This is a genomic window from Brucella thiophenivorans, assembly GCF_002252445.1.
Classification (GTDB): domain Bacteria; phylum Pseudomonadota; class Alphaproteobacteria; order Rhizobiales; family Rhizobiaceae; genus Brucella; species Brucella thiophenivorans.
Window position 1 is genome coordinate 477,965 of sequence record NZ_NNRJ01000051.1, and the last position, 23,437, is coordinate 501,401.

Genomic DNA, 23,437 nt, shown 5'->3' on the forward strand with positions numbered 1-23,437 from the left:
GCGCATCCCAATACTACGGGAGCAAGATGCTCGCACCCGTTGTCTTACGGGCTTCGAGGTCTTCATGCGCTTTACGCACATCTTTTAGCGCATAGGACTGATTGATTTCGATCTTTACAGCACCGCTTGCCACAACATCAAAAAGATCGTTTGCCGTCTTTTCAAGATCGGCACGCTTTGAAACATAGTTGAACAGGGTCGGACGGGTCGCAAAAAGCGAACCTTTCTGCGCCAGAAGTCCAAGATCAAAGGGCGGAATAACACCAGAAGACTGGCCGAAACAGGCAAACATGCCAAGCGGCTTCAACACATCGAGCGAGCCCATATAGGTATCGCGGCCAACCGAGTCATAGACAACGTCCACACCCTCGTCGCCGGTGAGTTCCCTAACCCGCTCGACGAAGTTTTCCGTGCGATAATTAATGACATGATCATAGCCATGGGATTTCGCGAGCGCGATCTTCTCGTCAGAACCTGCGGTTCCGATCACAGTTGCACCCAGATGCTTGGCCCATTGTCCAGCGATTAGCCCAACGCCGCCAGCCGCTGCATGAAACAGGATCGTGTGACCGGGTTTAACAACGAATGTCTGGCGCAGCAGATATTGCGCGGTCATGCCCTTGAGCATCATGGCAGCAGCAGATTTCAATTCGATCGAATCCGGCACTTTCAACAGGCGATCCGCGGGCAGGATGCGCTCATCTGCATAGGAACCCGGTGTCGCAGCATAGGCAACACGATCACCAACCTTGACGGTATTAACACCTGAACCCACCGCGACCACGATGCCCGCACCTTCATTGCCGGGTATAAACGGCATCTGCGCCGTTTTATAAAGCCAGGTACGGAAATAGACGTCAATGAAATTCAGGCCAATCGCTTCATGACGCACCTTCGCTTCGCCTGGCCCCGGTTCACCGATTTCGATCTGCTCGTAAGTAAGAACCTCAGGTCCACCAGTCTGGTGGACGCGAATTGCATTGATCATGATGCTTCTCCGGCTTCGGTTTTCTTTGCATTTGCGGCGCGTTCAGCTGCAATGACGGTGGCAGTCCGCCCCAGATTGGGAAAGAACTGCATGATGGCGCCAATGAAATAAATATAAAGCCCCGTCACCGTGATCCCGATACGCACCCAGAGCGGGGCATCGAGCATATAATAAAGCCCTGCAGCACCGAATGCGCACCACAGCAAAAACACTGTGAGGTTAAGCGGCCGCAGACGCACAACCCGTACAGGATGCAAGAAGCTGATCGGCAGGAACGAGAGAATTGCTGACAAAACGACTATGGCAAAAGCTTCCCATTCACCAGGTCGGACAATAAACAGCGTGAAAACCACCATATTCCAGACAACAGGGAAGCCTTTGAAGAAATTTTCCTTCGTCTTCATGCCCGTATCGGCATAATAAATGGCGCTGGTTATAACGATTATTGCACCCGATATGAAGGACAGGTTTGTCCCCATAAAGCCACTTTGGTATAGTGCGAAGGCCGGTATCAGCACATAGGTTACGTAGTCGATGATATTATCGAGTAGCTCACCTGACCAATTAGGAAGCACATATTTGACTTCTAACTTGCGCGCGATGGGGCCATCGATGCCATCGACGAACAGTGCGAGGCCCAACCACCACCACATCGCAGTATAACGACCATCACTTGCCGCAACAATCGACAAAAATGCCAGAAATGATCCAGAGGCCGTGAGCAGATGCACAGAAAATGCCTTGGCTTGTGGCGCCGTCACCTTCTTGGCTTTGAATTTTCCAGTCAGTTTGCTTTTCACGCCGTTCGCCACTTCTTTTGATCGCCACTCTCATGCGCCCAACACGGCATGAGGCGACAGATAAGCCGCCTGCGTAAAAGACCGCAAGGAGCCATACTTGTGTTATAAAAGCTTTCCCCGAATAAGCCTAAAAGCGCAAGTAAGTCATGAGACAAAACCGCCCTCATTCCACCAAAGATTGGGTTTTAGTCTTTGCGAGAATGGCCATGGGCAGGCATTTGCGGTTAAATGGCATAAGACACAATGCGATAAGAATCGCTTTGGGCCGGAGCTTCTGGCCGAGGATAGATCATTATGAATGACGTTGTTGCAGAAAAGCGTATTACCGAAATTACGATCAGCGGCGGTGGCCCTGCCGGTATGATGGCAGCTTTGGCGCTCAGCGCTAAAGGCTACCGCACTGTATTGCTCGGACCGGAAACCGACAAGAACGACCGCCGCACAACTGCCCTCATGATGCCTGCTATCCGCTTTCTGGAAAATTTAGGTGTGTGGTCTCGCATTGCCCCCGAAGCCGCGCCCCTTGCCTCCATGCGCATTGTCGATGCAACAAGCCGCCTGATCCGCAGCCCCGCCGTCACATTCCGCGCCGGCGAAATTGATGAGATTGCCTTTGGTTATAATATTCCCAATGCAGCGCTAAATCAAAGACTGGCAGAGGCAGTCGAAGCCAACTGCGCAATTGAGCGCATCACGCTTCCAGCCATCGAATATCGCAACAATGATGATCATGTAACAATCACGCTTGCAGGTGGCGAAACACTGCATACGCGTCTCGTTATTGCAGCCGACGGTCGCAATTCGGCTGCGCGCGAAGCAGCGGGCATTCGCACCCGCCGCTGGAGCTATCCACAAACGGCAGTGGTTCTTTCGTTTGCACACGACCTTGAGCACGGGAATATCTCGACTGAGTTTCATACCGAAGAAGGCCCGTTCACGCAGGTTCCGCTTAAAGGCAAGCGGTCCAGCCTTGTCTGGGTGGTCAATCCGGGTCGCGCAGAAACACTGCTGACGCTTGACGATGGAACACTCAGTCAGCGTATCGAAGACATGATGCAATCGATGCTCGGCAAGGTAACGCTGGATATTCGTCCGCAGGCATGGCCGCTATCGGGCATGGTGCCTCTTTCATTTGCATCCAAGCGCACCATTCTAATCGGCGAAGCAGCGCATGTGTTTCCGCCAATTGGCGCGCAGGGGCTCAATCTCGGAACGAGGGACGTCGAAACACTGATCAAAGCCATTGCAAACGATCCATCGGACCCGGGTTCAGATCCGGTGATCCGCGCTTATGATCGTGGTCGCCGCCCGGATATTTTGGCGCGTACCGGTTCTGTGGATGCACTCAACCGTTCGCTGCTTTCACCTATGCTGCCAGCACAGATCGCGCGTGGTGTTGGTTTGGAAATGCTGCGCAGCTTTGCACCTTTGCGGGCCTTTTTCATGCGCGAGGGTTTGCGTCCCGGCAGCGGTTTTTCGCAGTTTTTGCCGAAGCTTTCTAAGTCAGCCAAGCAATAGTCAAATTTAAAAATCGACCTGAAACCTCCCGCAGCTTTAATTCGGCGCGCGGTGAACTACATATGTCTTTATGAGCATGGCACAGATAAAACACGCGAAGTTTCAGATCGGACAGGTGGTCAAACATCGGCTGTTTCCGTTTCGGGGGATTATATTCGATGTCGATCCGGAATTCGCCAATACGGAAGAATGGTATCAATCCATTCCTGAAGAAACACGGCCGCGCCGGGATCAGCCATTTTATCATCTACTGGCTGAGAATTCAGAATCCGAATATGTAGCCTATGTCTCAGAGCAAAACCTTGTGCCTGATTTGAGCGATGAACCCCTTCGGCATCCACAGCTCAATGACATGTTTGATCGTCTGGGTAACGGGACTTATCGTGTAAAGTTACACGCGAACTGATGCTTATTGTATTTTCTTCATAAGTTAATGTAAAAAGGGCGCTTGAAGCGCCCTTTGTTTTAATTTCAACTATTAACTCAGCTTAGTTAGCTGCGCCCTTTGCCTTGGCCTGTTCAGCCTTCATTTTCTCTTCGAATTCCTTCTGGCGCTTTGCAACTGCGTCCTGAAGTTCTTTCTGGCGTTCTTCGAGTTCAGACTGCTTGAGGCCCGGACCTGTAAGCGCTGCCGAGAAACCGGTCAGTGCAACTGGGATTGGGTTCTGCTTGTTCTGGTAGTTAACCGAAGTCAGCGTGACCTTGGTGCCTTTTTTCAGAGCATTGATCAGCTCGTCAGAAAGCGGGGCTTCCGCGATGCAGCGATCTGGGAAACAGATGCCATATTCAAGCTTGGTTGGCTTGGCATTATCGATCTGCAAACCAACGCCAGCTGGGATCAGACGGCCGATTGGAACAGTGACCTGAAAAATCTTGCGATTGATCTTACCCTTGATCTCGATAAGGTTGACAGCGGTCAGTAGCTGGCCGGAGTCAGCGGTCACAATGTTCTGCGTGTTGCAGATGTCATTGTCTTCCTGCTTCGAGCAGACCTTGAACCAACCCTGCGGTGGCTGCTGTTGCTGCTGTGCTGATGCAGGGAGAGTTGCAGAAGCAAGCAGGGCGAACGCGCCAGCAAATGCGGATGCGGCAGCGATTGTCTTCGTGCTGGTCATGATCAACAGTTTCCTTCCAAGGCTTTGATCTTCCGGTCTCTGGTTTGAGTCAGCGATAGACCGTCACTGATTTGAAAATGCGGCAACAGCGTGACCTCCGGGATTTATCATCCCAATCCGAGCGCCGTGTTACAACGACTTCTCGCATGAATCCAGATGGTCGAATGCATTCATATAGCAAAATACGTCTTATTTTTTGTTTTAATCTACACTGTCGCGCAGCAGACACGCTCTTAATCGGCACAAACTCTAGCTTCATGCTAATTTCGCCATACGAATCGCATGATAAGATTTCACGCTTATTTACAATGGACCAATTAAGTTGAACGGGGACGTGAGAACGTTGACTGGATTATTCGCTCTTTTCCGCAACACAGCTTTGGCTAGCCTGATCGGTTTTTATGCAGGTGCTGCTCTGGCACAGACAGAAAACAACCCTGCGCCGAACTCTGCCCCGGACTATGCATTATCAATGCATGGCGATGTGGCGCTACCCGCAGACTTCACGCATTTTCCTTATGCAAACCCCGACGCACCCAAAGGTGGCACACTGCGTATGGGTGTAGTTGGCACTTATGACAGTCTCAATCCGTTTGTGCTCAAGAGCATGCGCACGACTGCACGCGGACTGTTTGGCGATACGGATTTTGGTAATCTGGTCTATGAAACACTCATGCAGCGTTCACGCGACGAACCGTTTACGCTTTATGGCTTGCTGGCTGAGAAAGTCTCTGTCGATCCCGAACGAAAATGGGTCGAGTTTACGCTCAATCCCAAAGCCAAATGGTCGGACGGTCAGCCCGTCATGGTTGACGATGTCATTTTCACCTATGAGATTCTTACCGAAAAAGGCCGTCCGCCCTTCAACAACCGCATGAGCCGTATCGAAAAGATTGAAAAAACTGGCGAACGCTCGGTGCGGTTTGTCTTCAATGATAAGTCAGATCGTGAATTTCCGATGCTGATCGCCGCAACCATGCCTGTTCTTCCAAAACACGCGATTGACCCGGCAACATTTGGAAATTCGACACTGAAAGCGCCGATTGGAAGTGGTCCCTATCTGGTGTCGAATGTTCAGCCCGGCCAGCGCATTATCTATCAGCGTAGTCCTGATTATTGGGGCAAAGACTTAGCTGTGCGTCGTGGCTTTGATAATTTCGACACGCTGAGCATCGAGTATTACCGGAACGAAACAGCACTGTTTGAGTCTTTCAAAAAAGGACTGCTTGATGTTTTCATCGACGCCAATCCAACACGCTGGGAAAAATCCTATAATTTCCCTGCTGTGACAGAAGGAAAGGTCGTCAAAGAGAATTTTGAGAAAGGCACGCCCGCAAATATGCTGGGCTTTGTCTTCAACACGCGCCGCCCTATTTTCGAAGATCGCCGTGTGAGACAGGCGCTTGGGCTTCTATTCGATTTTGAATGGGCCAATCGCAATCTTTTTGCTGACCAGTACAAGCGGTTGCAAAGTTTCTGGGAGGGTTCGGAACTCTCCTCCCTTGGCAAGCGTGCTGATGGTCGCGAGCGCGAATTGCTTGCGCCCTTTCCTGATGCCGTTCGTAAAGATGTGATGGATGGCACCTGGCATCCATCGATCACAGATGGCAGCGGACATGATCGTGGTCCGGCGAAAGATGCCTATGAATTGCTGATTGACGCCGGTTTTTCGTTTGAGCATGGCAAGGCTATCGATCCTTCGGGCAAGCCTTTGCAGTTCGAAATCATGACGCGCTCGCCCGACGAGGAGAAAGTAGCGCTGGCCTTTAAGCGTAATCTAGCGCGGCTGGGCATTGAGGCGGATATTCGCAGCGCCGACGATGCGCAATATCAACAGCGCTTACAGACCTTCGACTACGACATGATCCTTGGTGCATTGACCGGCTCGCTTTCGCCAGGCAACGAGCAGTGGCAGCGTTGGGGTTCGGCATCTCGTGACGCACAAGGTAGCTTCAACTATCCGGGTGTCGCCGATCCGGCAGTCGATGCGATGATTGAGGCGATGCTGGCGGCACGCGAGCGAGACGATTTTGTCAGCGCCGTGCGTGCACTGGATCGCATTCTTATCTCCGGCGATTACTACATTCCGCTCTATTACTTGCCTTATCAGTGGGTGGCACGTTGGGATCGCATCGGCCACCCTGAAAAGACATCGCTATACGGCTATCAATTGCCGACATGGTGGCAAACGACCAAGTAGGCCGGTTGAACGCGTCATCATTCACACTACATTTCTGAATTATATGAATAAGCAAGCAGGAGATGCGCTCCTGCTTGTCCAATGGAGCACCTTCATGAGCGCAAGAAAAATCACCATCGACGTTGTTTCAGATGTCGTCTGCCCCTGGTGTTTCGTTGGCCGCAAGCGGCTTGAACAGGCGCTCGAACTGACGCCGGAAGTCGATGCAGATGTGCGCTGGCGACCTTATCAGCTTGATCCAGCATTGCCAGCACAGGGCAAAGATCGTCAGGCCTATATGCGCGAGAAATTCGGCAATGGCTCAAAGATAGATGACATTCATAAACAGCTTGTCGAGCTTGGTAAAGAAAATGACATCGTCTTTGATTTTGAAGCCATCACGCGCGCGCCAAATACGTTTGATGCGCATCGCTTGATCCATTGGGCGGCGCAGGCTGGCCCCGGCCTCCAAGACAAGCTGGTTGGCAGACTTTTCTCTCTCTATTTCGAGCAGGGACAGGACATTGGCGACCATGATGTACTGGTGGATGCTGCGGCAAGCATTGGCATGGAAGCCCCCGTTGTTGCCAGACTTCTGCAAAGCGATGCCGATAAAGCCACCATCCGGGAAGAAATCGACACCGCCAACCGCATCGGCGTGCGCGGCGTGCCATGCTTCATCATTGATCAGAAATATGCCGTCATGGGCGCACAATCGGCCTCCGCCCTCGCCGATGCCATTCAGCAAACAGCAGAAGGCTTTGAGCCGGGCATTTCTGAAGATCGCTAGAGCATGTCTCCGAGAAGGGCGAACCGGTTTTTGGAGATAAATACATGTGTAAAAACAAATAATTAAAGCGGCGGGATCAACCCGCCGCAATCTTTGCCAGTTGTGTCATGATCACTGCCGAGCCGTTCAACCGCTTTTCAGGTGTAGCCCAATCACGAATAAACACGATGCTCTGATCTGGCCTGATCTTAGCCATCGATCCGTGTTCGCCGATCATCTTCACCAACCCTACTGGATTATTGAACGTCTTATTGCGGAACTGAATAACGACGCCCTTCGGACCAGCATCCAACTTTTCAACATTGGCACGGCGGCACAGAGCCTTGATGTAAACGATTTTGAGCAGATGCTGCACTTCTTCCGGCATTGGGCCGAAGCGGTCGATCAACTCTGCACCAAAAGCATCAATCTCCTGCGGCTCTGCAAGATCGGCCAGACGACGATAAAGTCCCAGACGCAATTGCAGATCCGGCACATAGGTTTCAGGGATCATCACCGCCGTACCAATTGCGATTTGTGGCGACCACTGACTGTCGTGAACCTCAATCGTGCCTTTGAGCGTTGCGACTGCTTCCTCCAGCATCTGCTGATAAAGCTCGAAACCAACTTCTTTGATTTGGCCAGATTGCTCTTCGCCAAGCATATTGCCTGCGCCACGAATATCCATATCGTGACTTGCAAGCTGGAAGCCCGCGCCTAACGTGTCGAGCGATTGCAAGACTTTCAGACGGCGCTCGGCGGTGGCAGTCAGTGTGCGCCCTGCTGGCAGCGTAAACAGCGCGAAAGCGCGTTGCTTCGAGCGGCCAACGCGTCCACGCAGCTGATAGAGCTGCGACAGGCCGAACATATCGGCGCGATGCACGATCATCGTATTTGCAGTAGGAATGTCGAGGCCCGATTCCACGATGGTTGTCGAAAGTAACACGTCATACTGGCCGTCATAGAAGGCATTCATGATGTCATCGAGAGTGCCCGGTGCCATCTGGCCATGCGCGACGCCAATTTTAAGCTCTGGTACATGCTCTTTCAGAAAATCTTCGATCTCGGTGAGGTCGGCAATACGTGGGCAGACATAAAAACTCTGGCCACCGCGATAGCGTTCGCGCAGCAATGTTTCGCGGATTACCAACGGATCAAAAGGCGACACAAAAGTACGCACCGCCATACGATCAACCGGCGGCGTCGTAATCAGCGAAAGTTCACGCACGCCTGTCAATGCTAGCTGCAATGTGCGCGGGATCGGCGTTGCGGAAAGTGTGAGCACATGAATATCTGACTTAATCTCCTTAAGCCGTTCCTTGTGCTTTACGCCAAAATGCTGCTCTTCATCGATGATAAGCAGGCCGAGATTTTTGATCTTGATCGAATTACCTAGCAACGCATGTGTGCCAACCACAATATCGACCGTGCCGTCTTCCAGACCCTTTTTGGTGGCGGCAAGTTCTTTTGAGCCAACCAGACGCGAGGCATGCGCGACATTGACCGGCAAACCATGAAAGCGCGTCGAAAATGTCTTAAAATGCTGGCGTGACAGAAGCGTGGTCGGCACAACAACGGCCACCTGAAAACCGCTCATGGCCGCAACAAAAGCTGCGCGCAGCGCCACTTCCGTTTTGCCAAAGCCAACATCACCGCAGATGAGACGATCCATTGGCTTACCTGCCGCAAGATCATCTGTGATCGCATCAATGGCGCGAAGCTGATCTTCCGTTTCATCATAAGGGAAGCGTGCCGCAAATTCTGCGTAAAGTCCTTCGGGCGGCAGCATAGCCGGTGCGCCACGCATCTGCCGCTCTGCTGCGATCTGAATCAGATGACCCGCCATCTCAAGCAAGCGTTTTTTGAGCTTGGCCTTGCGCATCTGCCATGCTCCGCCGCCAAGCTTATCGAGAACAGCTTCCGAGCCTTCCGAGCCATAGCGCGACAAAAGTTCGATATTTTCGACCGGCAGAAACAGCCGGTCATCGCCGGAATAATGAATCTCAAGACAATCATGCGGCGCACCCGCTGCGGTGATTGTTTTAAGCCCTATAAATCTACCGATACCATGATCGACGTGGACGACAATATCACCAGCCGAAAGGGAAGCCGCTTCCGAAATGAAATCCTGATCGCGCTTGCGGCGTTTGGAGCGGCGCACAAGGCGATCACCCAGAATATCCTGTTCGGCAACAACGACCAGATCGCCTGCATCAAATCCGCTTTCAACCGCCAGAACCGCCGCCGTGATTTTATCACGCGACAGCGCTTTGACCATGGAAAGACGATCAATCGTCTCAATCTTTTCAAGGCCGTGCTCGTCCAGCACCTGCAAGAGACGATCAAGCGAACCTTCCGACCAAGCCGCCAGCAGCACTTTTTTGCCCGCCACGCGCAAATCAGCGATATATTTCACTGCCGCTTCAAACAGGTTCACATCGGTTGCAGCGCGTTCTTCCGCAAAACTGCGACCTTTATGAACGTCAGCATGGATGATTGTCCGGCCAGACACATCCGGCACCCCAAAGGGCGTCAGATCAATGCGCATACCGTTGGATGCTGCAACTGCTTCAACTTCCTTTGGTGTCAGATAAAGCGTTTCCGGCTTGACCGGCTTATAAGGTACTGCTTCGCTGCCTTGCTCTTTGCCTTCCGACTGCCGCAGACGCGACTCATAATGATCCACAACCATCGTGTGGCGCTCGGTCAATGCTTCATGCACCAAATGATCGAACACCACCGGCATATCGCCCGCATGGTCAAACACTGTTTCGAGATTATCGTAGAACAGCGGCAACCAATGTTCCATGCCGGCAAAGCGACGGCCTTCGCTGATCGCCTGATAAAGCGCGTCATCACGTTGCGGCGCGCCAAACATCGCCACATAATTTTTGCGGAAGCGGCTGATCATATCCGGCGAGAGCGAAATTTCGCTCATCGGCTGAAGCACAAACTCCTTGCGCGCGCCTGTGGTGCGCTGCGACGCCGGATCAAATGCGCGGATAGTTTCAAGCGTATCGCCAAAGAAATCAAGCCGCAGCGGTTCTTCGGATCCCGGTGCATAAAGATCGAGAATGCCGCCACGAACTGCATATTCGCCAATGTCACGCACGGTCGAAACACGTTCAAAACCATTGCGCTCCAGCCGTGCACTCAGATCATTCATATTGAGCTGATTGCCGGGGCGCGCCGAAATCACTTGTTCGGCAATTACTGCCTGTGGTGGGAGCTTTTGCAAAACCGCATTGGCTGTTGTGATTATAACCGCTGGATGCGGCGATTTTTTCAACGATGCCAAAGCACCCAGAGCCGCAAGCCTGCGCGCCGACGTATCGGCACCCGGCGACACACGATCATAGGGCAGACAATCCCAGGCAGGCAGATGCAACACCGGCAAATCCGGTGAAACAAAATTCAGCACCTGTTCCAGATCAGCAATGCGCTGACCGTCGCGCACGATATAGAGAACTGGCCCCCGTTCACCGACTTCCTCAACCAGACGCGCAAGGCAAAAGGCTTCGAAACCATCGGCGACGCCATCGATGACGATATTTTTGCCATTTTTAACGCTTGGACTGGCTTTTAAACCAAGTTTGCTGAATACGGGCATGGGGGCTTATTCTCAGAATTCTACGCGGTCACGGAATGCAATAATGTCTCGGAACAGCGGCGTATCATGTTCTTCAGGTGTTGGGCTTTCGCCTGTTACCCATTTCAAGAGATCGCGATCAAGCACTTCAAGAATCTGCTCAAACTCATCAACTTCAGCATCAGTGAAGGCTGGAAGATACCGATCGGCATATTGCCCAAGGATGAGATCCATCTCACGCATACCGCGATGCCAAGCGCGAAACAGAAGCTTGCGACGCCTTACATCAAGATTTCCTGCCGCAAGTGTGCTGCCAGTCATTGTTTGAGCGCTCCATTAACAATTGTGTGGCCGGTATATAGCATCTAAGGTGCAAGTGGGAACCCGTTTCAGCAATAAGAACAAAAATAGTACAAAACTATTTCAAAGGCTTGCACAGAAAAGCAAAGCAGTTAATGCTCCCGCCATGCGTCCGTCTGTGCTTGATCCGTTTTTCGCTTCCGTCCGCTCGCTTTCCGGCATTGGCCCGAAGGTGTCAGCTTTGCTCGGTAAACTTTTGGGCACAGACGTGCCGGGCGCTGAGCCCAAAGTCGGCCAGCTTTTGTTTCTGCCGCCGCACAGCGTGATCGATCGACGCAACCGCCCCGGCATCGCTTTCGCGCAAGAAGGTGCAATTGTTACACTAGAAGTGCAAGTCGATCAGCATCAGCCAGCCCCCAGTGGACGTGGTAATGTTCCGCATCGCGTCATTGCACATGATGATACCGGCGAAATCATTCTCACCTTCTTTCATGCACAATTGCCATGGCTGGAAAAGATGTTGCCCGAGGGCGAAACCGTCATCGTTTCCGGAAAGGTAGAATGGTTCAACGGGCGTGCCTCGATGGTACATCCGGATTATATCGCAAGCCTTGAAGATGCAGCCAATCTGCCGATGGTCGAACCCGTCTATCCATCGACCGCAGGCCTTTCATCCAAGACCCTTGGCCGCGCCATGAAAGAAGCACTCACCCGCGTACCGGTGCTGCCAGAGTGGATTGACGGGCCGCTGATTGTACGTGAGCGTTTTACCGCTTTCAAAGATGCACTCAACACGATGCATCTGCCGGAAGACCCGAGCGACATCGCGCTCGAGAGCATCACACGGCGCAGGTTGGCTTATGATGAGTTTCTGGCTGGCCAGCTTGCTTTGGCTCTCGTGCGCTCCAAAACACGTCGCCTTTCGGGTCGTCCGCTGGAAGGCAACGGGCGCATTGCGGCAGAAATTATGCGCCACCTGCCCTATCGGCTAACCAAAGGTCAGGATCAGGCAGTCCGAGAAATCACCGCTGACCTTAAATCGCCAGAGCGTATGCTGCGGCTTTTGCAAGGCGATGTGGGTTCGGGAAAGACGGTGGTTGGGCTATTAGCAATGGCACATGCTGCCGAATCAGGTGGTCAGTCAGCATTGATGGCACCGACAGAAGTTCTAGCGCGGCAGCATTTTGCAACCATTGCACCACTGGCAGAAAAAGTCGGCCTAAAAGCAGCCCTGCTCACAGGCAGGGATAAGGGCAAAGAACGCACTGCGACACTTGAAGGCCTGAAAAACGGTGACATCAATATTATTATCGGTACGCATGCGCTTTTTCAGGAAAAAGTCGAATATCACGATCTGGTCTTCGTCATCATTGACGAGCAGCATCGGTTTGGTGTGCATCAGCGTCTGATGCTGACGGCCAAAGGCACCGCGCCTGATATGCTGGTGATGACGGCAACGCCGATCCCGCGCACACTTGTGCTAACGGCTTTCGGCGATATGGATGTTTCCAAACTCACCGAAAAACCCGCCGGACGCCAGCCGATTACCACTGCAATTCTGCCAATGGAGCGAATGAACGAACTGGTTGAACGTATTCGGAAAGCCATACATGAAGGCCAAAAAATCTACTGGATTTGTCCATTGGTGGAAGAATCCGAACTTGTCGAACTGACTTCTGCCGAAGAACGCTTTGAATCATTGAAACCTGTTTTTGGTGACAAGATTGGCCTCATTCATGGCCGGATGAGCGGTACTGAAAAAGACGAAGCTATGCGTGCGTTCAAGCAAGGCGAAACGCGGCTGCTGGTGGCAACGACTGTTATCGAAGTTGGCGTCGATGTGCCGGACGCAACCATTATTGTCATTGAACATGCGGAACGCTTCGGCCTCTCGCAACTGCATCAGTTACGCGGACGCGTCGGGCGTGGCGACAAGCCTTCCACCTGTCTGCTGCTTTACAAAGGCCCACTTGGCGAGATCGGACAAGCACGCCTCAAAGTCATGCGTGAAACGGAAGACGGCTTCCGCATTGCCGAAGAAGATTTGAAGCTGCGCGGCGAAGGCGAGTTGCTCGGCACCCGTCAATCCGGCACGCCGGGTTTCCGTTTGGCTTCTATTGAAGCGCATGGGGATCTGCTGGAAATCGCACGAAAAGATGCACGTTATATTCTGGCAAACGATCCCGATCTTGAAAGCGAACGCGGTCAGGCTTTGCGTGTGCTGCTCTATCTCTTCGGACGCGATGAGGCAATCCGGTTGCTTCGTGCGGGATAACAAAATGGCCGCATTGTTGCGGCCATTTTTATTTTATTCCACCGTCACAGACTTCGCCAGATTCCGTGGCTGATCCACATCTGTCCCCATCAACAATGCTGTGTGATAGGCCAACATCTGTATCGGCAGAGCATAAACCAGCGGCGTGATAAACTCCGGCACATCCGGCAAAACAATTGTTGCCATCGTGTCGATGCTCGCGGAAGCAGCGCCCTTCTTATCGGTGATCAAAATGATGCGACCGCCGCGTGCAGCCACTTCCTGCATGTTGGAAACGGTCTTTTCATAAAGACGATCCGACGGTGCAATGACAATAACCGGCATGGTTTCATCGATCAGCGCAATCGGGCCGTGCTTGAGTTCGCCAGCCGCATAGCCTTCAGCATGAATATAGGAAATTTCCTTGAGCTTCAGCGCTCCTTCCATAGCCAGCGGGAACAATGTTCCGCGACCGAGATAAAGCACATGATTGACCTTGGAAAGCTCGTGGCAGACTGCCGCAATCTGGTCTTCAAGCTTCAACACCTGATTGAGGAAACGCGGCACTTCCGAAAGCTCGCGCACCAATTCCTGTTCGCGCTTGTCGTCAATTGCGCCACGTGCCTTGGCCGCTGCAATCGCGAGTGACGCCATGGTCGACAACTGGCAGGTGAAAGCCTTGGTTGAAGCCACGCCGATTTCGGGACCGGCAAGCGTCGGGAAGATGGCATCGGACTCACGCGCGATGGTCGAGCCTGTGACATTGACCACCGAGGCGATTTTTAGTCCTTGTGATTTGCAGTAACGTAGCGATGCCAGCGTATCCGCCGTTTCACCAGACTGCGAAACAAACATCGCAAGCGAGTCTTTTGACAGCGGCATTTCGCGATAACGGAATTCCGAAGCGATATCGCTATCGACCGGCAGACGTGCGATCTGCTCAAACCAGTATTTACCGACCGAAGCTGCATAGAAAGCTGTGCCGCAGGCAGAAATCGTCAGACGATCAATCTTGCTGAAATCAATACTGACCGCTTCCGGGCGCACCTTTCCGGTGGTGAAGTCGAGATAGTTAGCGAGCGTGTGCGAAATCACTTCCGGCTGTTCGAACATTTCTTTCTGCATGAAGTGGCGATGGTTGCCCTTCGAGACCAGCATATTGGCAGTCTGCGACTTCTGAATCTCGCGCTCAACCTCTACATTGTTCTCGTCGTAGACGGTCACGCCCTTGCGGGTGAGCACTGCCCAATCGCCGTCTTCGAGATATGCAATCGTGTCTGTGAATGGCGACAACGCAATGGCATCGGAGCCAAGGAACATTTCGCCTTCGCCATAACCGACGGCTAGGGGTGGTCCCTGACGTGCGCCGATCAATGTTTCTTCATCGCCTTCAAACAGGAAAGCGAGGGCAAAAGCACCCTGTAGCAGTGGCAGGCTATCGCGCACTGCTTCGACCGGCGATTTGCCTTTATTCAGTTCTCGCGTCACGAGATGCGCGACAGCTTCGGTGTCGGTTTCTGTCTCAAACTTATAGCCTTCGGCAGAAAGCATAGCCCGCAGTTCAGCAAAGTTTTCGATAATACCGTTATGAACAACTGCCAGACGCGGCGTGATATGCGGATGCGCATTGCGCTCAACAGGCTTACCGTGCGTAGCCCAGCGGGTGTGGCCGATACCGATGACGCCAGGAAGTGGTTCACCGGCGAGACGCTTTTCCAGATTGACCAGCTTGCCTTCCGCGCGACGACGATCCAATTTTCCATCAAGCAGCGTAGCAATACCGGCAGAATCATAACCACGATATTCAAGCCGCTTCAACGCATCGACCAGACGCGGCGCGACCTCATCATTGCCGATAATGCCAATAATTCCACACATATAGTTGCTCCAAATCCGATAGTCGGGCGCTCTGTTTGCGGTTTAAAGAGTATAAAGCAAAACGGCAACCCAGTGGACTGCCGTTCTCATCATCCTTTGGTCGTTTATTTCGCTGCCGTTTTAGCTGCTTTGATGGCAGCATATTTCTCTCGCAGGAGCTTTCCCCGACCTTCTTTGGTTTCCTGTCGTGCACGCCCAAATGCAAGCGCATCGGCTGGAACTTCAGCAGTGATTGTGCTGCCCGACGCAATATAGGCATTTGCGCCGATTTCAACAGGTGCCACGAGCGAACTGTTGGAGCCGATGAAAGCACCTTCACCAATCACTGTCTTATATTTGTTATAGCCATCGTAATTGCAGGTGATCGTACCTGCCCCGATATTGCTTGACGCGCCGACAATCGCATCGCCGATATAGCTCAGGTGATTGATCTTCGCACCCTTGCGGACTTCCGCATTTTTGACTTCGCAGAAGTTGCCCACTTTCGATTTTTCGGCAAGATTTGCACCCGGACGCAAGCGTACAAACGGTCCAATCTCGGCATTCAAGCCGATTTTTGCACCTTCAATATGTGAAAACGCATGGATGAGTGCACCCGACGCGACATGAACTTTCGGCCCGAAAAACACATTCGGTTCAATAATTACATCAGCTTCAATCAGCGTGTCATGCGAGAAGAACACCGTTTCGGGGGCGAAAAGCGTCACACCGGCCAGCATCATTTCCTGACGCTTGCGGTTCTGCCAGATGCTTTCAGCTTCGGCCAGTTCGGCACGATTGTTGATGCCAATCACGTTGTCGACCGGCACTTCAATCGCAACGACATTCAGGTCCTTTTCATGCGCCAGACCAACAATATCGGTCAAATAATATTCGCCCTTGGCATTTTTATTATCGACCGCATCCAGAAGACCCAGTGCATGCGAACCACGCACAGCCATCAGACCACCGTTGCAGAAACCAATTTCCTTCTGGAGATCCGTCGCTTCCTTTTCCTCGATGATCGCGATCAGCTTACCGCCTTCTTCGATCAGGCGCCCATAGCCATGCGGGCTCGTGGGACGGAAGCCGATAACAACAACATCCGCACCTTCTGCAAGCTTGTTGCGTGCAGCCTGCAGCGACTGCGCTTCAATCAGTGGCGTATCGCCAAAAACAATGAGCAGATCATCATAGCCACGAGCTATCGCTTCGCGTGCCGCCAGCACCGCATGCGCCGTGCCGAGACGTTCCGTCTGCTCAAAAGCCGAAACGGCGTCAGCAACTTTTTCGACAGCGCCACGTACTTCATCTGCGCCGCGCCCGACAACCAGCGCCACGTCGCTTTTGCCCGTGCCCTGAACGGCTTTCACCACATGACAGACCAACGGAAGTCCTGCCACCGGATGCAACACTTTAGGCAAGTTCGATTTCATACGCGTGCCTTCGCCAGCGGCAAGCACGATAGAAAGGCAGGTACGGTCTGTCATAAATATGGTCCAGAATATTGAAAGTTTATCTGCTCATAGCATTAAAGCGTATATGGAAACTTACGCTTCTTTATCCAAGTCTGCCCAATGCCGGGAATGTTTCAAGCAGCCAGAACGAGAAAGACTGCATTCCGCCGGTTAGGAAAAGCACACCTGCAATCACAAGAAGCACGCCCATCGCTTTCTCGATCTTGCCAAGATGAACGCGGAAACGCGACAAAAATCGCATGAATGCGCCCGAAAAAAGCGCCGCGATCAAAAACGGAATGCCTAGCCCCAACGAATAGACCGCCAGAAGGGCTGCACCCTCACCCACCGTGCTGCTGCCACCCGCTAGCGTGAGGATCGGACCCAGAACCGGACCGATGCACGGCGTCCAGCCAAAGGCAAACGCCAGGCCCATCACGTAAGCGCCTAATGGCGTTGCAGGTGCACTGCGCGCCTGAAAGCGGGCTTCACGCGACAGAAACGAAAAACGCAGGACGCCTAAAAAGTTGAGGCCCATCAATATAATGACAACGCCCGCAACCATGGCAATTTCCTGCTGCCACATGCGCAAAAATGCGCCGATTGATGACGCGCCAGCGCCAAGGGCAACAAAAACAGTGGTAAAGCCGAGCACGAAGCAAATGGCCGCAAAAGCGAGCGAACGACGCTGACTGGAAGCCGCCCCAATGCGTGATTCTTTTTCAGCACGAAAATCTTCAACGCTCACACCTGCCATATAGCACAGGTAGGGCGGAACGAGCGGTAGAACGCAGGGTGATAAAAACGACAGAGCGCCTGCACCGGCAGCTGTCAGATAAGAAACACTAAGCACCTAAACCTCATTTTTCACATAGAGCTTTTCTTATATGAAACAGATAAATTGCTCTATTCATTTGTTTTTGAACAAACCCGGAAAAACTTGTCCGACTTTATCCAAAGCGCTTGCGGCGACTGCCAATTACTGGCCTTATAACGCAACTTCGACATTACTTTGAATATTTTCAATATGGCATCTCGTTCGAACACAAGTTCGCCTCAAATCGGGATCATTGCGCAAAATTAGATTGCTCCAACTGGACGACGCTCCGATGAGCTTAATTGACGATGAAGAACCTTCTTCAACACCAGTCACACCGAACACACGGTTCGCATGGCTGAAACGCTATCAGCATTTTCTGTTCCCCATAGCGGGCATCGCCATCGCCTTGCTGGCAATCTATGTTTTGGAAAACCTTCTCCAGAATACATCACGCAAGGATACGCTTGAAGCTTTCCATGATATTCCATGGACGGTCATGGGCCTTGCTATATTTTTCACTATGCTCAGTTACGCTGCGGTAGCACTCTATGACGTGGTTGCCGTCGAAACGATTGCGCCCAACCAGATACCCCGCCGCATTGCTGCGGTTGCCGGCGCGGCGGGCTATGCAATTTCTAATGCCATTGGCTTTTCACTACTGACTGGCGGAGCACTTCGCTATCGTATCTATGCGGCCGAAGGCATCAGCCTGTCGGATATTGGCAAAATCGTCGGCACCTCATGGTTTGCAATCTGGTTTGCGCTTATCATCATGGTGGGTGCAGCGCTGCTGATTGATCCGCAAGACGTGCCATGGATTTCTGCAATCGATTCCCGCATCGATATTATTGCCGGCATTGTCATTTTGGGCGGAATTGCATGGCTGATCTACTGGCTGTCGCATGGTCAGCGTACGCTTCGCTTAGGTTCGCTTAGCCTGCGCCTGCCCAATTCGAAAGGCGCAATCACACAGATTTTTGCAGGTCTTGTCGATGTTGGCGCTGCGGCTGCAACGCTTTACGTACTGATGCCACAGGACGCAGTGCCAAGCTTTGCAGTCTTCTCGCTTGTTTATGTTATTGCAATTGTGCTCGGCATTGCCAGTCATGCACCCGGTGGGCTTGGAGCCTTTGAGGCAACAATCATCGCGGGGCTTGGCATCGGCGACAATCCGCAAGCCATTGCTGGTCTGCTTGCTTATCGCGTGATCTATACCGTCATGCCGCTTGTGGTTTCCACAATAGGACTTCTCATATGGGAAGCCATGCGCCGCAGACAAATGCTGGGTCGACAAGCCAAATTTGCAAAACGTCTGGTCGAACCGCTAATACCTAGTCTTTCCGCCAGCATCATCTTTCTTGGCGGTATCATTCTGCTGGTATCGGGTGCGACACCCGACATGCGCTACCGGGTAAAAATTCTCTCCGGCGTTGTGCCTGAATTTTTCGTGGAAACCTCCCATCTTGCAGCAAGCCTTGTTGGGGTTGCCCTATTAATCGTAGCGCGTGGTCTGTTCAAGCGACTGGAGCGCGCTTGGATTGCAGCGCTTGTATTGCTGCTTTGTGGTGCGGTGTTCTCGCTCGCAAAGGGGCTTGATTGGGAAGAAGCAACCATTCTTTGCCTGTTCGCTTTAGCTCTTTGGGGGTTTCGCGATTCCTTTTACAGGCGACCAATCTCCGGGCCCTTTGAACTAAGCTGGAGCTGGATAGGGTCAGTCGGCACGACAGTCATTGTTTCCACATGGCTGGGTTTTTTCGTCTATCGTCATGTCGAATATTCCAACAATCTATGGTGGGATTTTGCATGGAACGACAATGCTCCTCGCTTTCTGCGTGCAACGGTGCTGGTTTTTGCAGTTGTAGCAGCCGTTGGCCTCAATTCGATTATCAACCGACACAGCCAGCGCAAGCGGAAACGTGATTATTCGATACCCGATGCGGTGCCTGAACTTGTTGCGCAATGCCCGCATACCGATGCAGCGCTTGCTCTTCTTGGCGACAAACAGTTCCTGCTCTCTCCCGACAAGAACGCTTTCATTATGTATGCGCAATCCGGCGGCAGCCTGATCGCTCTCGGTGAACCGATTGGCGACAAACAGGCTGCGAAGGAACTGGCGTGGTCGTTCCACAGCTTGGCCGACAAAATGGCTCTGCGCACCGTCTTTTATGGCATTGGACCGAATAGCCTGCCACTATTCCTCGACATGGGGCTGGTGGCGCTAAAACTTGGCGAAGTGGCGCGTGTCGAGCTCGCCGACTTTTCGCTTGAAGGGCCGCGTCGCCAGCCATTCCGTTATGCAGATCGCAAGATTGATAAGGATGGACTGACATTTGAAGTCATCGACGTGAAAGACGTTGCACCGCTGGTTCCGCGCCTGCGTGAAATATCCGATGCATGGCTCGACCATAAATCAGGCAGCGAAAAGGGCTTTTCGCTTGGATATTTCGATGACGATTACATGGAACGCTTCGATGTGGCAGTGCTTAAAAAGGACGGCGAGATTGTTGCTTTTGCCAATCTTTGGCGCGGCGCGGATAAATATGAAATCACCGTTGATCTGATGCGTTACATGCCCAATGTCCATAAGCTTCTGATGGATGCACTTTTTGCAAAACTGCTTATGTATAGCAAGGATCAGGGCTATAAGTGGTTCAATCTTGGGGCTGCGCCGCTTTCAGGGCTAAACCGCAGCAGGCTCGCCTCGCGCTGGAACCGCTTTGGTTCCTTCATCTACCGGCGCGGTGCCGACCTCTATCATTTTGACGGCCTCAAAGCCTTCAAAGAAAAATTCGATCCGATCTGGACGCCGCATTACATGGTTTGCCCCGGTGGTCTTGAAACACCGCGCACGCTTATCGACGCCACGACATTGATCAATGGCAGCCCTCTGGAGTTTATCCGTAAATGAAGAAGCGACGCATTCTTTTGACTGTCCTTGGGTTGGCCTTGCTCGGTGGTGCTGGCGCCTATGCTGCGCTGCATCCGGGCAAAATTGCGCGTCAATGGGCACAGTTTTTCAATGCAGATGAGCCCGTCATCCATGCAAGTGCCGAACGGCTGTTGAATATCCCGGTCTATATGCCAAAAAATGATCCGGTTGGTCTTGCGATCCTTCTCAGCGATGAAAACGGCATCGGAGATAATGAACGCGCCTATATGGATGCGATGCTTGCGCGTAATATCATCGTTCTTCCTGTCGAACTTGGTCCGTGGCGCGCAGCACTCGATAAGGAGGATGGCGAGTGTAACTACCTCGACTCCGACTTTGAGGCCATCGCCAAAGAAGCGCTACGCGGGCTTGATCTTGACGTCTATTTTCATCCAGTCGTAACAGGCATTGGCCAAGGCGCAACGATCGCCTATGCAGCAGCAGCAGATTCACCTGATGCGACCATTGCAGGTGCAATCGCTCTTGATCCGACACCTGCAAAAACTCGCCTGCCCTCCTGTACGGAAGAAGCCGAAGCGACCAAAGCCCCTGATGGCGGCTTCAGCTATGACTATGATGCGCGCATGCCTGTTTCTACCCTTGTGATCGGACCAACAGGCTCACAGGTCAACAATCCAGTTGAGGCGCGACAGAAGAAAGTTGCCGTGCTCCAATCGGGTCCAGATTTTCCAGCCCGCATGAAAATGGCGGTCGACAATGTCGTTGCCATGGCCGATCAGGATGCCAAGAATGAAGCTCTGCCGATCGTTGACCTCCCAGCAAAGGGTGGCAAAGGCGATATGGTCGCGGTATTCTATTCCGGCGATGGCGGCTGGCGCGATCTCGACAAATCGATTGGCGAATGGCTGCAAGCCAATGGTGTTCATGTAATTGGCGTTGATTCCTTGCGCTATTTCTGGTCAGAACGCACACCGGAAGAAATTGCACGCGATACGACAGCCATGATCGAAAAGGCTGATCCGACCGGCAAATTGCCTGTGGCCGTTCTTGGCTATTCGTTCGGGGCGGATACATTTCCGTTTGCGTGGAAATATCTTGATAAATCCATACAGGACCGCACAAAAATGGTCGGGCTTCTGGGCGTTGAAACCACCACGACATTTCAGGTTTCAATTGAAGGCTGGCTTGGCATGGATGGTGACAAGGATGTGGTTCCAGCCATCTCGTCAATCCCACTTGATCGTGTTGTCTGCGTCTATGGTGAAGAGGAAGACGATACGGCATGTACTGCGCCGGAGCTTAAGGGCGCGGATTTAATGAAGCTGTCAGGCGGTCATCATTTCGATGAAAATTATGAGCCGATAGCGGCAGCACTGCTTGAGAAAATGCGTGCGCGTGCAGGCTTGCCGCCTCGCCCTGCAAGTTAAAATGAAAGGCACCGGTTTTCACCGGTGCCTTATTTATGCAGCCGTCGAACCCCGCATTTTCCAACGCAACAGATCAACGATCAGAAAAACTATCAGGCTTAGTCCGATCATTGGCAAAGCCCAGCCAATTGCGGCAGCTACGAATAGCGTCGCAAGCTTCTGTACCTTGCTGAGATATAGCCAGCTCTGGATCAGCGTTTTCGGCATTGATCCTGCAGGCGGGCGCTTCTGCCACCAGATGCGATAACCATAGATGATCACGACGATGAGCGAAAAGCCAAGCAGGGCCATGACGATCTGATTTGCCACGCCAAACAAGACACCCATGTGCAAATCAATTCCCCAGCGAATGAGTTTCGCAACAATTGGGAAAGTTTCAAAATCTGCCCTGCTGATCACTTTCATGTCGCGCGGATCAATGGCAATGGTATCGACCTGTGTTGGCCAAGAGCGATCATATTCACGAACCAGCCATGCCTGATCATCTTTTCGCGGGGGGCGAATTTCCAGCATTGGCGATTGCAGGCCGGACTCACGCGACAAGAGATTTACTGCATCAAGCTGGCTGACATAATCGACTGCAGGCAATTGAGCATTACTTTCTGCATGGCCTGCATGATCATGATGTTCGGCGTGTGGATCGGCGGCAACAACAGGCTGATCAAGCGCAACCGAAACAGAAGGCGTTATCCAACCAACAGCCGCGCGAAATTCATCAATGCGGCCACCCGCCAGTTGCGACCACGTCATGCCGGTTGCAGAAACAAAAAGAAGACCTGCGGCAATCCATATGCCAATTTGTCCATGCAGACGGCGGGTGCGCAAATGCGCATTTTGTCTGGACTTCGCGTTGCGTCTTACATCACGCTTCCACCACCAGAGCAGAACGCCTCCAAGCGCTATAACCCACAGCCATGATGCTGCAAGCTCGCTATAATAGCGCCCCCAGTCTCCAAGCATCAAATTGCGATGCAGATAATCAATGGAAGCACGCAAAGGCAGAATGCCACTTGTTCCATAGGCGACCAGATCACCCTTGACCGCAAGCGTTATAGGATCGACAAAAATTGCACGGGTTTCAGATTCTCCCAGACCCGGCTCACTGAACATGACGCGCGTGTTCCAGCCCGGTCCTGTCGATGGGCGAACGGCAAAAAGTCGTGAATCATCACCGATGAAATTGCGTGCCGCTTGCACCTGATCAGCCAGAGGCTGTACTGTCCCCATAGATATTGTGCGCAACTGATCGCGATAGATTACGTTCTCAAGCTGCGGCGTGAGCACGTAAAGCGTGCCGGTAATCGCCGCAATCAGGATGAACGGGCTTACAAACAGCCCCACATAAAAGTGCAGCCGCGTGATAAACGCTTTTAAACTCGCATTTGAGGTCGCCGTCGACGAACCAGCCTTAGATTTTGCATTTGGCAACGAGGTGTCGGTCATTGCGGCACCGATTTCGTCAAGCGATCCGCAT

The 23,437-nt window shown here is 52.5% G+C and carries 16 protein-coding genes; 7 read left to right on the forward strand and 9 right to left on the reverse strand.

The window, feature by feature from the left end; translation table 11 throughout:
• Nucleotides 1–13: 13 nt before the first annotated feature.
• Complete coding sequence (locus CEV31_RS16230) at nucleotides 14–988, reverse strand: quinone oxidoreductase family protein (RefSeq protein ID WP_094508357.1); 975 nt, start codon at nucleotides 986–988, stop codon at nucleotides 14–16.
• On the reverse strand, nucleotides 985–1,800 hold the full coding sequence (pcsA, locus tag CEV31_RS16235; RefSeq protein ID WP_094508359.1) for a phosphatidylcholine synthase: 816 nt from the start codon (nucleotides 1,798–1,800) through the stop codon (nucleotides 985–987). Before pcsA ends, CEV31_RS16230 begins: the two co-directional genes overlap by 4 nt.
• A gap of 282 nt (nucleotides 1,801–2,082) precedes the next feature.
• Here pcsA and CEV31_RS16240 point away from each other — a divergent pair, with 282 nt between their 5' ends.
• Both CEV31_RS16240 and hspQ read left to right on the forward strand, forming a co-directional pair.
• Nucleotides 2,083–3,306, forward strand: a complete 1,224-nt coding sequence (locus CEV31_RS16240) for a UbiH/UbiF family hydroxylase (RefSeq protein ID WP_094508361.1) — start codon at nucleotides 2,083–2,085, stop codon at nucleotides 3,304–3,306.
• Between the two features lie 70 nt (nucleotides 3,307–3,376).
• Nucleotides 3,377–3,712: a heat shock protein HspQ gene (hspQ, locus tag CEV31_RS16245; RefSeq protein ID WP_094508363.1), complete on the forward strand. Its 336-nt coding sequence runs from the start codon at nucleotides 3,377–3,379 to the stop codon at nucleotides 3,710–3,712.
• An 82-nt stretch (nucleotides 3,713–3,794) separates the two neighbouring features.
• On the opposite strand, the gene CEV31_RS16250 is transcribed toward hspQ, so the two are convergent.
• Nucleotides 3,795–4,421 (reverse strand): invasion associated locus B family protein, encoded by a 627-nt coding sequence (locus tag CEV31_RS16250; RefSeq protein ID WP_094508365.1) that lies wholly within the window; start codon nucleotides 4,419–4,421, stop codon nucleotides 3,795–3,797.
• A 472-nt stretch (nucleotides 4,422–4,893) separates the two neighbouring features.
• On the opposite strand from CEV31_RS16250, the gene CEV31_RS16255 reads away from it, so the two are divergent.
• Together CEV31_RS16255 and CEV31_RS16260 are read left to right on the forward strand one after the other, a co-directional pair.
• Nucleotides 4,894–6,621, forward strand: coding sequence for an extracellular solute-binding protein (locus CEV31_RS16255; protein WP_094508625.1), 1,728 nt, complete (start codon nucleotides 4,894–4,896; stop codon nucleotides 6,619–6,621).
• Nucleotides 6,622–6,715: 94 nt separating this feature from the next.
• Nucleotides 6,716–7,390, forward strand: a complete 675-nt coding sequence (locus CEV31_RS16260) for a DsbA family oxidoreductase (protein ID WP_094508627.1) — start codon at nucleotides 6,716–6,718, stop codon at nucleotides 7,388–7,390.
• A gap of 76 nt (nucleotides 7,391–7,466) precedes the next feature.
• Here CEV31_RS16260 and mfd read toward each other — a convergent pair whose 3' ends face one another.
• Entirely contained in the window at nucleotides 7,467–10,979 is a 3,513-nt protein-coding gene (mfd, locus tag CEV31_RS16265; protein ID WP_094508367.1) for a transcription-repair coupling factor, read from the reverse strand.
• A gap of 12 nt (nucleotides 10,980–10,991) precedes the next feature.
• Nucleotides 10,992–11,279 carry an FAD assembly factor SdhE gene (locus CEV31_RS16270; RefSeq protein ID WP_094508369.1) on the reverse strand — a complete coding sequence of 96 codons (288 nt, stop codon included), beginning with the start codon at nucleotides 11,277–11,279 and terminating at the stop codon, nucleotides 10,992–10,994.
• Nucleotides 11,280–11,424: 145 nt separating this feature from the next.
• Between CEV31_RS16270 and recG the strand changes: the two genes are divergently transcribed.
• Nucleotides 11,425–13,533, forward strand: coding sequence for an ATP-dependent DNA helicase RecG (gene recG / locus CEV31_RS16275; RefSeq protein ID WP_094508630.1), 2,109 nt, complete (start codon nucleotides 11,425–11,427; stop codon nucleotides 13,531–13,533).
• Between the two features lie 33 nt (nucleotides 13,534–13,566).
• Here recG and glmS read toward each other — a convergent pair whose 3' ends face one another.
• From glmS to CEV31_RS16290, 3 genes are all read right to left on the reverse strand, one after another.
• Nucleotides 13,567–15,390, reverse strand: a complete 1,824-nt coding sequence (glmS, locus tag CEV31_RS16280; protein WP_094508371.1) for a glutamine--fructose-6-phosphate transaminase (isomerizing) — start codon at nucleotides 15,388–15,390, stop codon at nucleotides 13,567–13,569.
• A gap of 104 nt (nucleotides 15,391–15,494) precedes the next feature.
• Complete coding sequence (glmU, locus tag CEV31_RS16285; RefSeq protein ID WP_094508373.1) at nucleotides 15,495–16,859, reverse strand: bifunctional UDP-N-acetylglucosamine diphosphorylase/glucosamine-1-phosphate N-acetyltransferase GlmU; 1,365 nt, start codon at nucleotides 16,857–16,859, stop codon at nucleotides 15,495–15,497.
• Nucleotides 16,860–16,929: 70 nt separating this feature from the next.
• Complete coding sequence (locus CEV31_RS16290; RefSeq protein WP_094508375.1) at nucleotides 16,930–17,679, reverse strand: cytochrome c biogenesis CcdA family protein; 750 nt, start codon at nucleotides 17,677–17,679, stop codon at nucleotides 16,930–16,932.
• Between the two features lie 256 nt (nucleotides 17,680–17,935).
• Here CEV31_RS16290 and mprF point away from each other — a divergent pair, with 256 nt between their 5' ends.
• A complete protein-coding gene (gene mprF / locus CEV31_RS16295) occupies nucleotides 17,936–20,554 on the forward strand; it encodes a bifunctional lysylphosphatidylglycerol flippase/synthetase MprF (protein ID WP_094508377.1) in 2,619 nt (872 codons plus the stop codon).
• A complete protein-coding gene (locus CEV31_RS16300; protein WP_210190935.1) occupies nucleotides 20,551–21,963 on the forward strand; it encodes a virulence factor family protein in 1,413 nt (470 codons plus the stop codon). The genes mprF and CEV31_RS16300 overlap by 4 nt, the downstream gene beginning before the upstream one ends.
• A 33-nt stretch (nucleotides 21,964–21,996) precedes the next feature.
• Here CEV31_RS16300 and CEV31_RS16305 read toward each other — a convergent pair whose 3' ends face one another.
• Nucleotides 21,997–23,406 carry a PepSY-associated TM helix domain-containing protein gene (locus CEV31_RS16305; protein WP_094508634.1) on the reverse strand — a complete coding sequence of 470 codons (1,410 nt, stop codon included), beginning with the start codon at nucleotides 23,404–23,406 and terminating at the stop codon, nucleotides 21,997–21,999.
• Nucleotides 23,407–23,437: the final 31 nt, after the last annotated feature.

Bases quoted from the DNA above. Each gene is read 5' to 3' on its own strand.
- CEV31_RS16230 (WP_094508357.1), bottom strand. From the start codon at position 988: ATGATCAATGCAATTCGCGTCCACCAGACTGGTGGACCTGAGGTTCTT.
- mfd (WP_094508367.1), bottom strand. From the start codon at position 10,979: ATGCCCGTATTCAGCAAACTTGGTTTAAAAGCCAGTCCAAGCGTTAAA.
- CEV31_RS16300 (WP_210190935.1), top strand. From the start codon at position 20,551: ATGAAGAAGCGACGCATTCTTTTGACTGTCCTTGGGTTGGCCTTGCTC.
- hspQ (WP_094508363.1), top strand. From the start codon at position 3,377: ATGAGCATGGCACAGATAAAACACGCGAAGTTTCAGATCGGACAGGTG.
- CEV31_RS16240 (WP_094508361.1), top strand. From the start codon at position 2,083: ATGAATGACGTTGTTGCAGAAAAGCGTATTACCGAAATTACGATCAGC.
- CEV31_RS16270 (WP_094508369.1), bottom strand. From the start codon at position 11,279: ATGACTGGCAGCACACTTGCGGCAGGAAATCTTGATGTAAGGCGTCGC.
- CEV31_RS16305 (WP_094508634.1), bottom strand. From the start codon at position 23,406: ATGACCGACACCTCGTTGCCAAATGCAAAATCTAAGGCTGGTTCGTCG.
- glmU (WP_094508373.1), bottom strand. From the start codon at position 16,859: ATGACAGACCGTACCTGCCTTTCTATCGTGCTTGCCGCTGGCGAAGGC.
- CEV31_RS16255 (WP_094508625.1), top strand. From the start codon at position 4,894: ATGCATGGCGATGTGGCGCTACCCGCAGACTTCACGCATTTTCCTTAT.
- glmS (WP_094508371.1), bottom strand. From the start codon at position 15,390: ATGTGTGGAATTATTGGCATTATCGGCAATGATGAGGTCGCGCCGCGT.
- CEV31_RS16250 (WP_094508365.1), bottom strand. From the start codon at position 4,421: ATGACCAGCACGAAGACAATCGCTGCCGCATCCGCATTTGCTGGCGCG.
- recG (WP_094508630.1), top strand. From the start codon at position 11,425: ATGCGTCCGTCTGTGCTTGATCCGTTTTTCGCTTCCGTCCGCTCGCTT.
- CEV31_RS16260 (WP_094508627.1), top strand. From the start codon at position 6,716: ATGAGCGCAAGAAAAATCACCATCGACGTTGTTTCAGATGTCGTCTGC.
- mprF (WP_094508377.1), top strand. From the start codon at position 17,936: ATGAGCTTAATTGACGATGAAGAACCTTCTTCAACACCAGTCACACCG.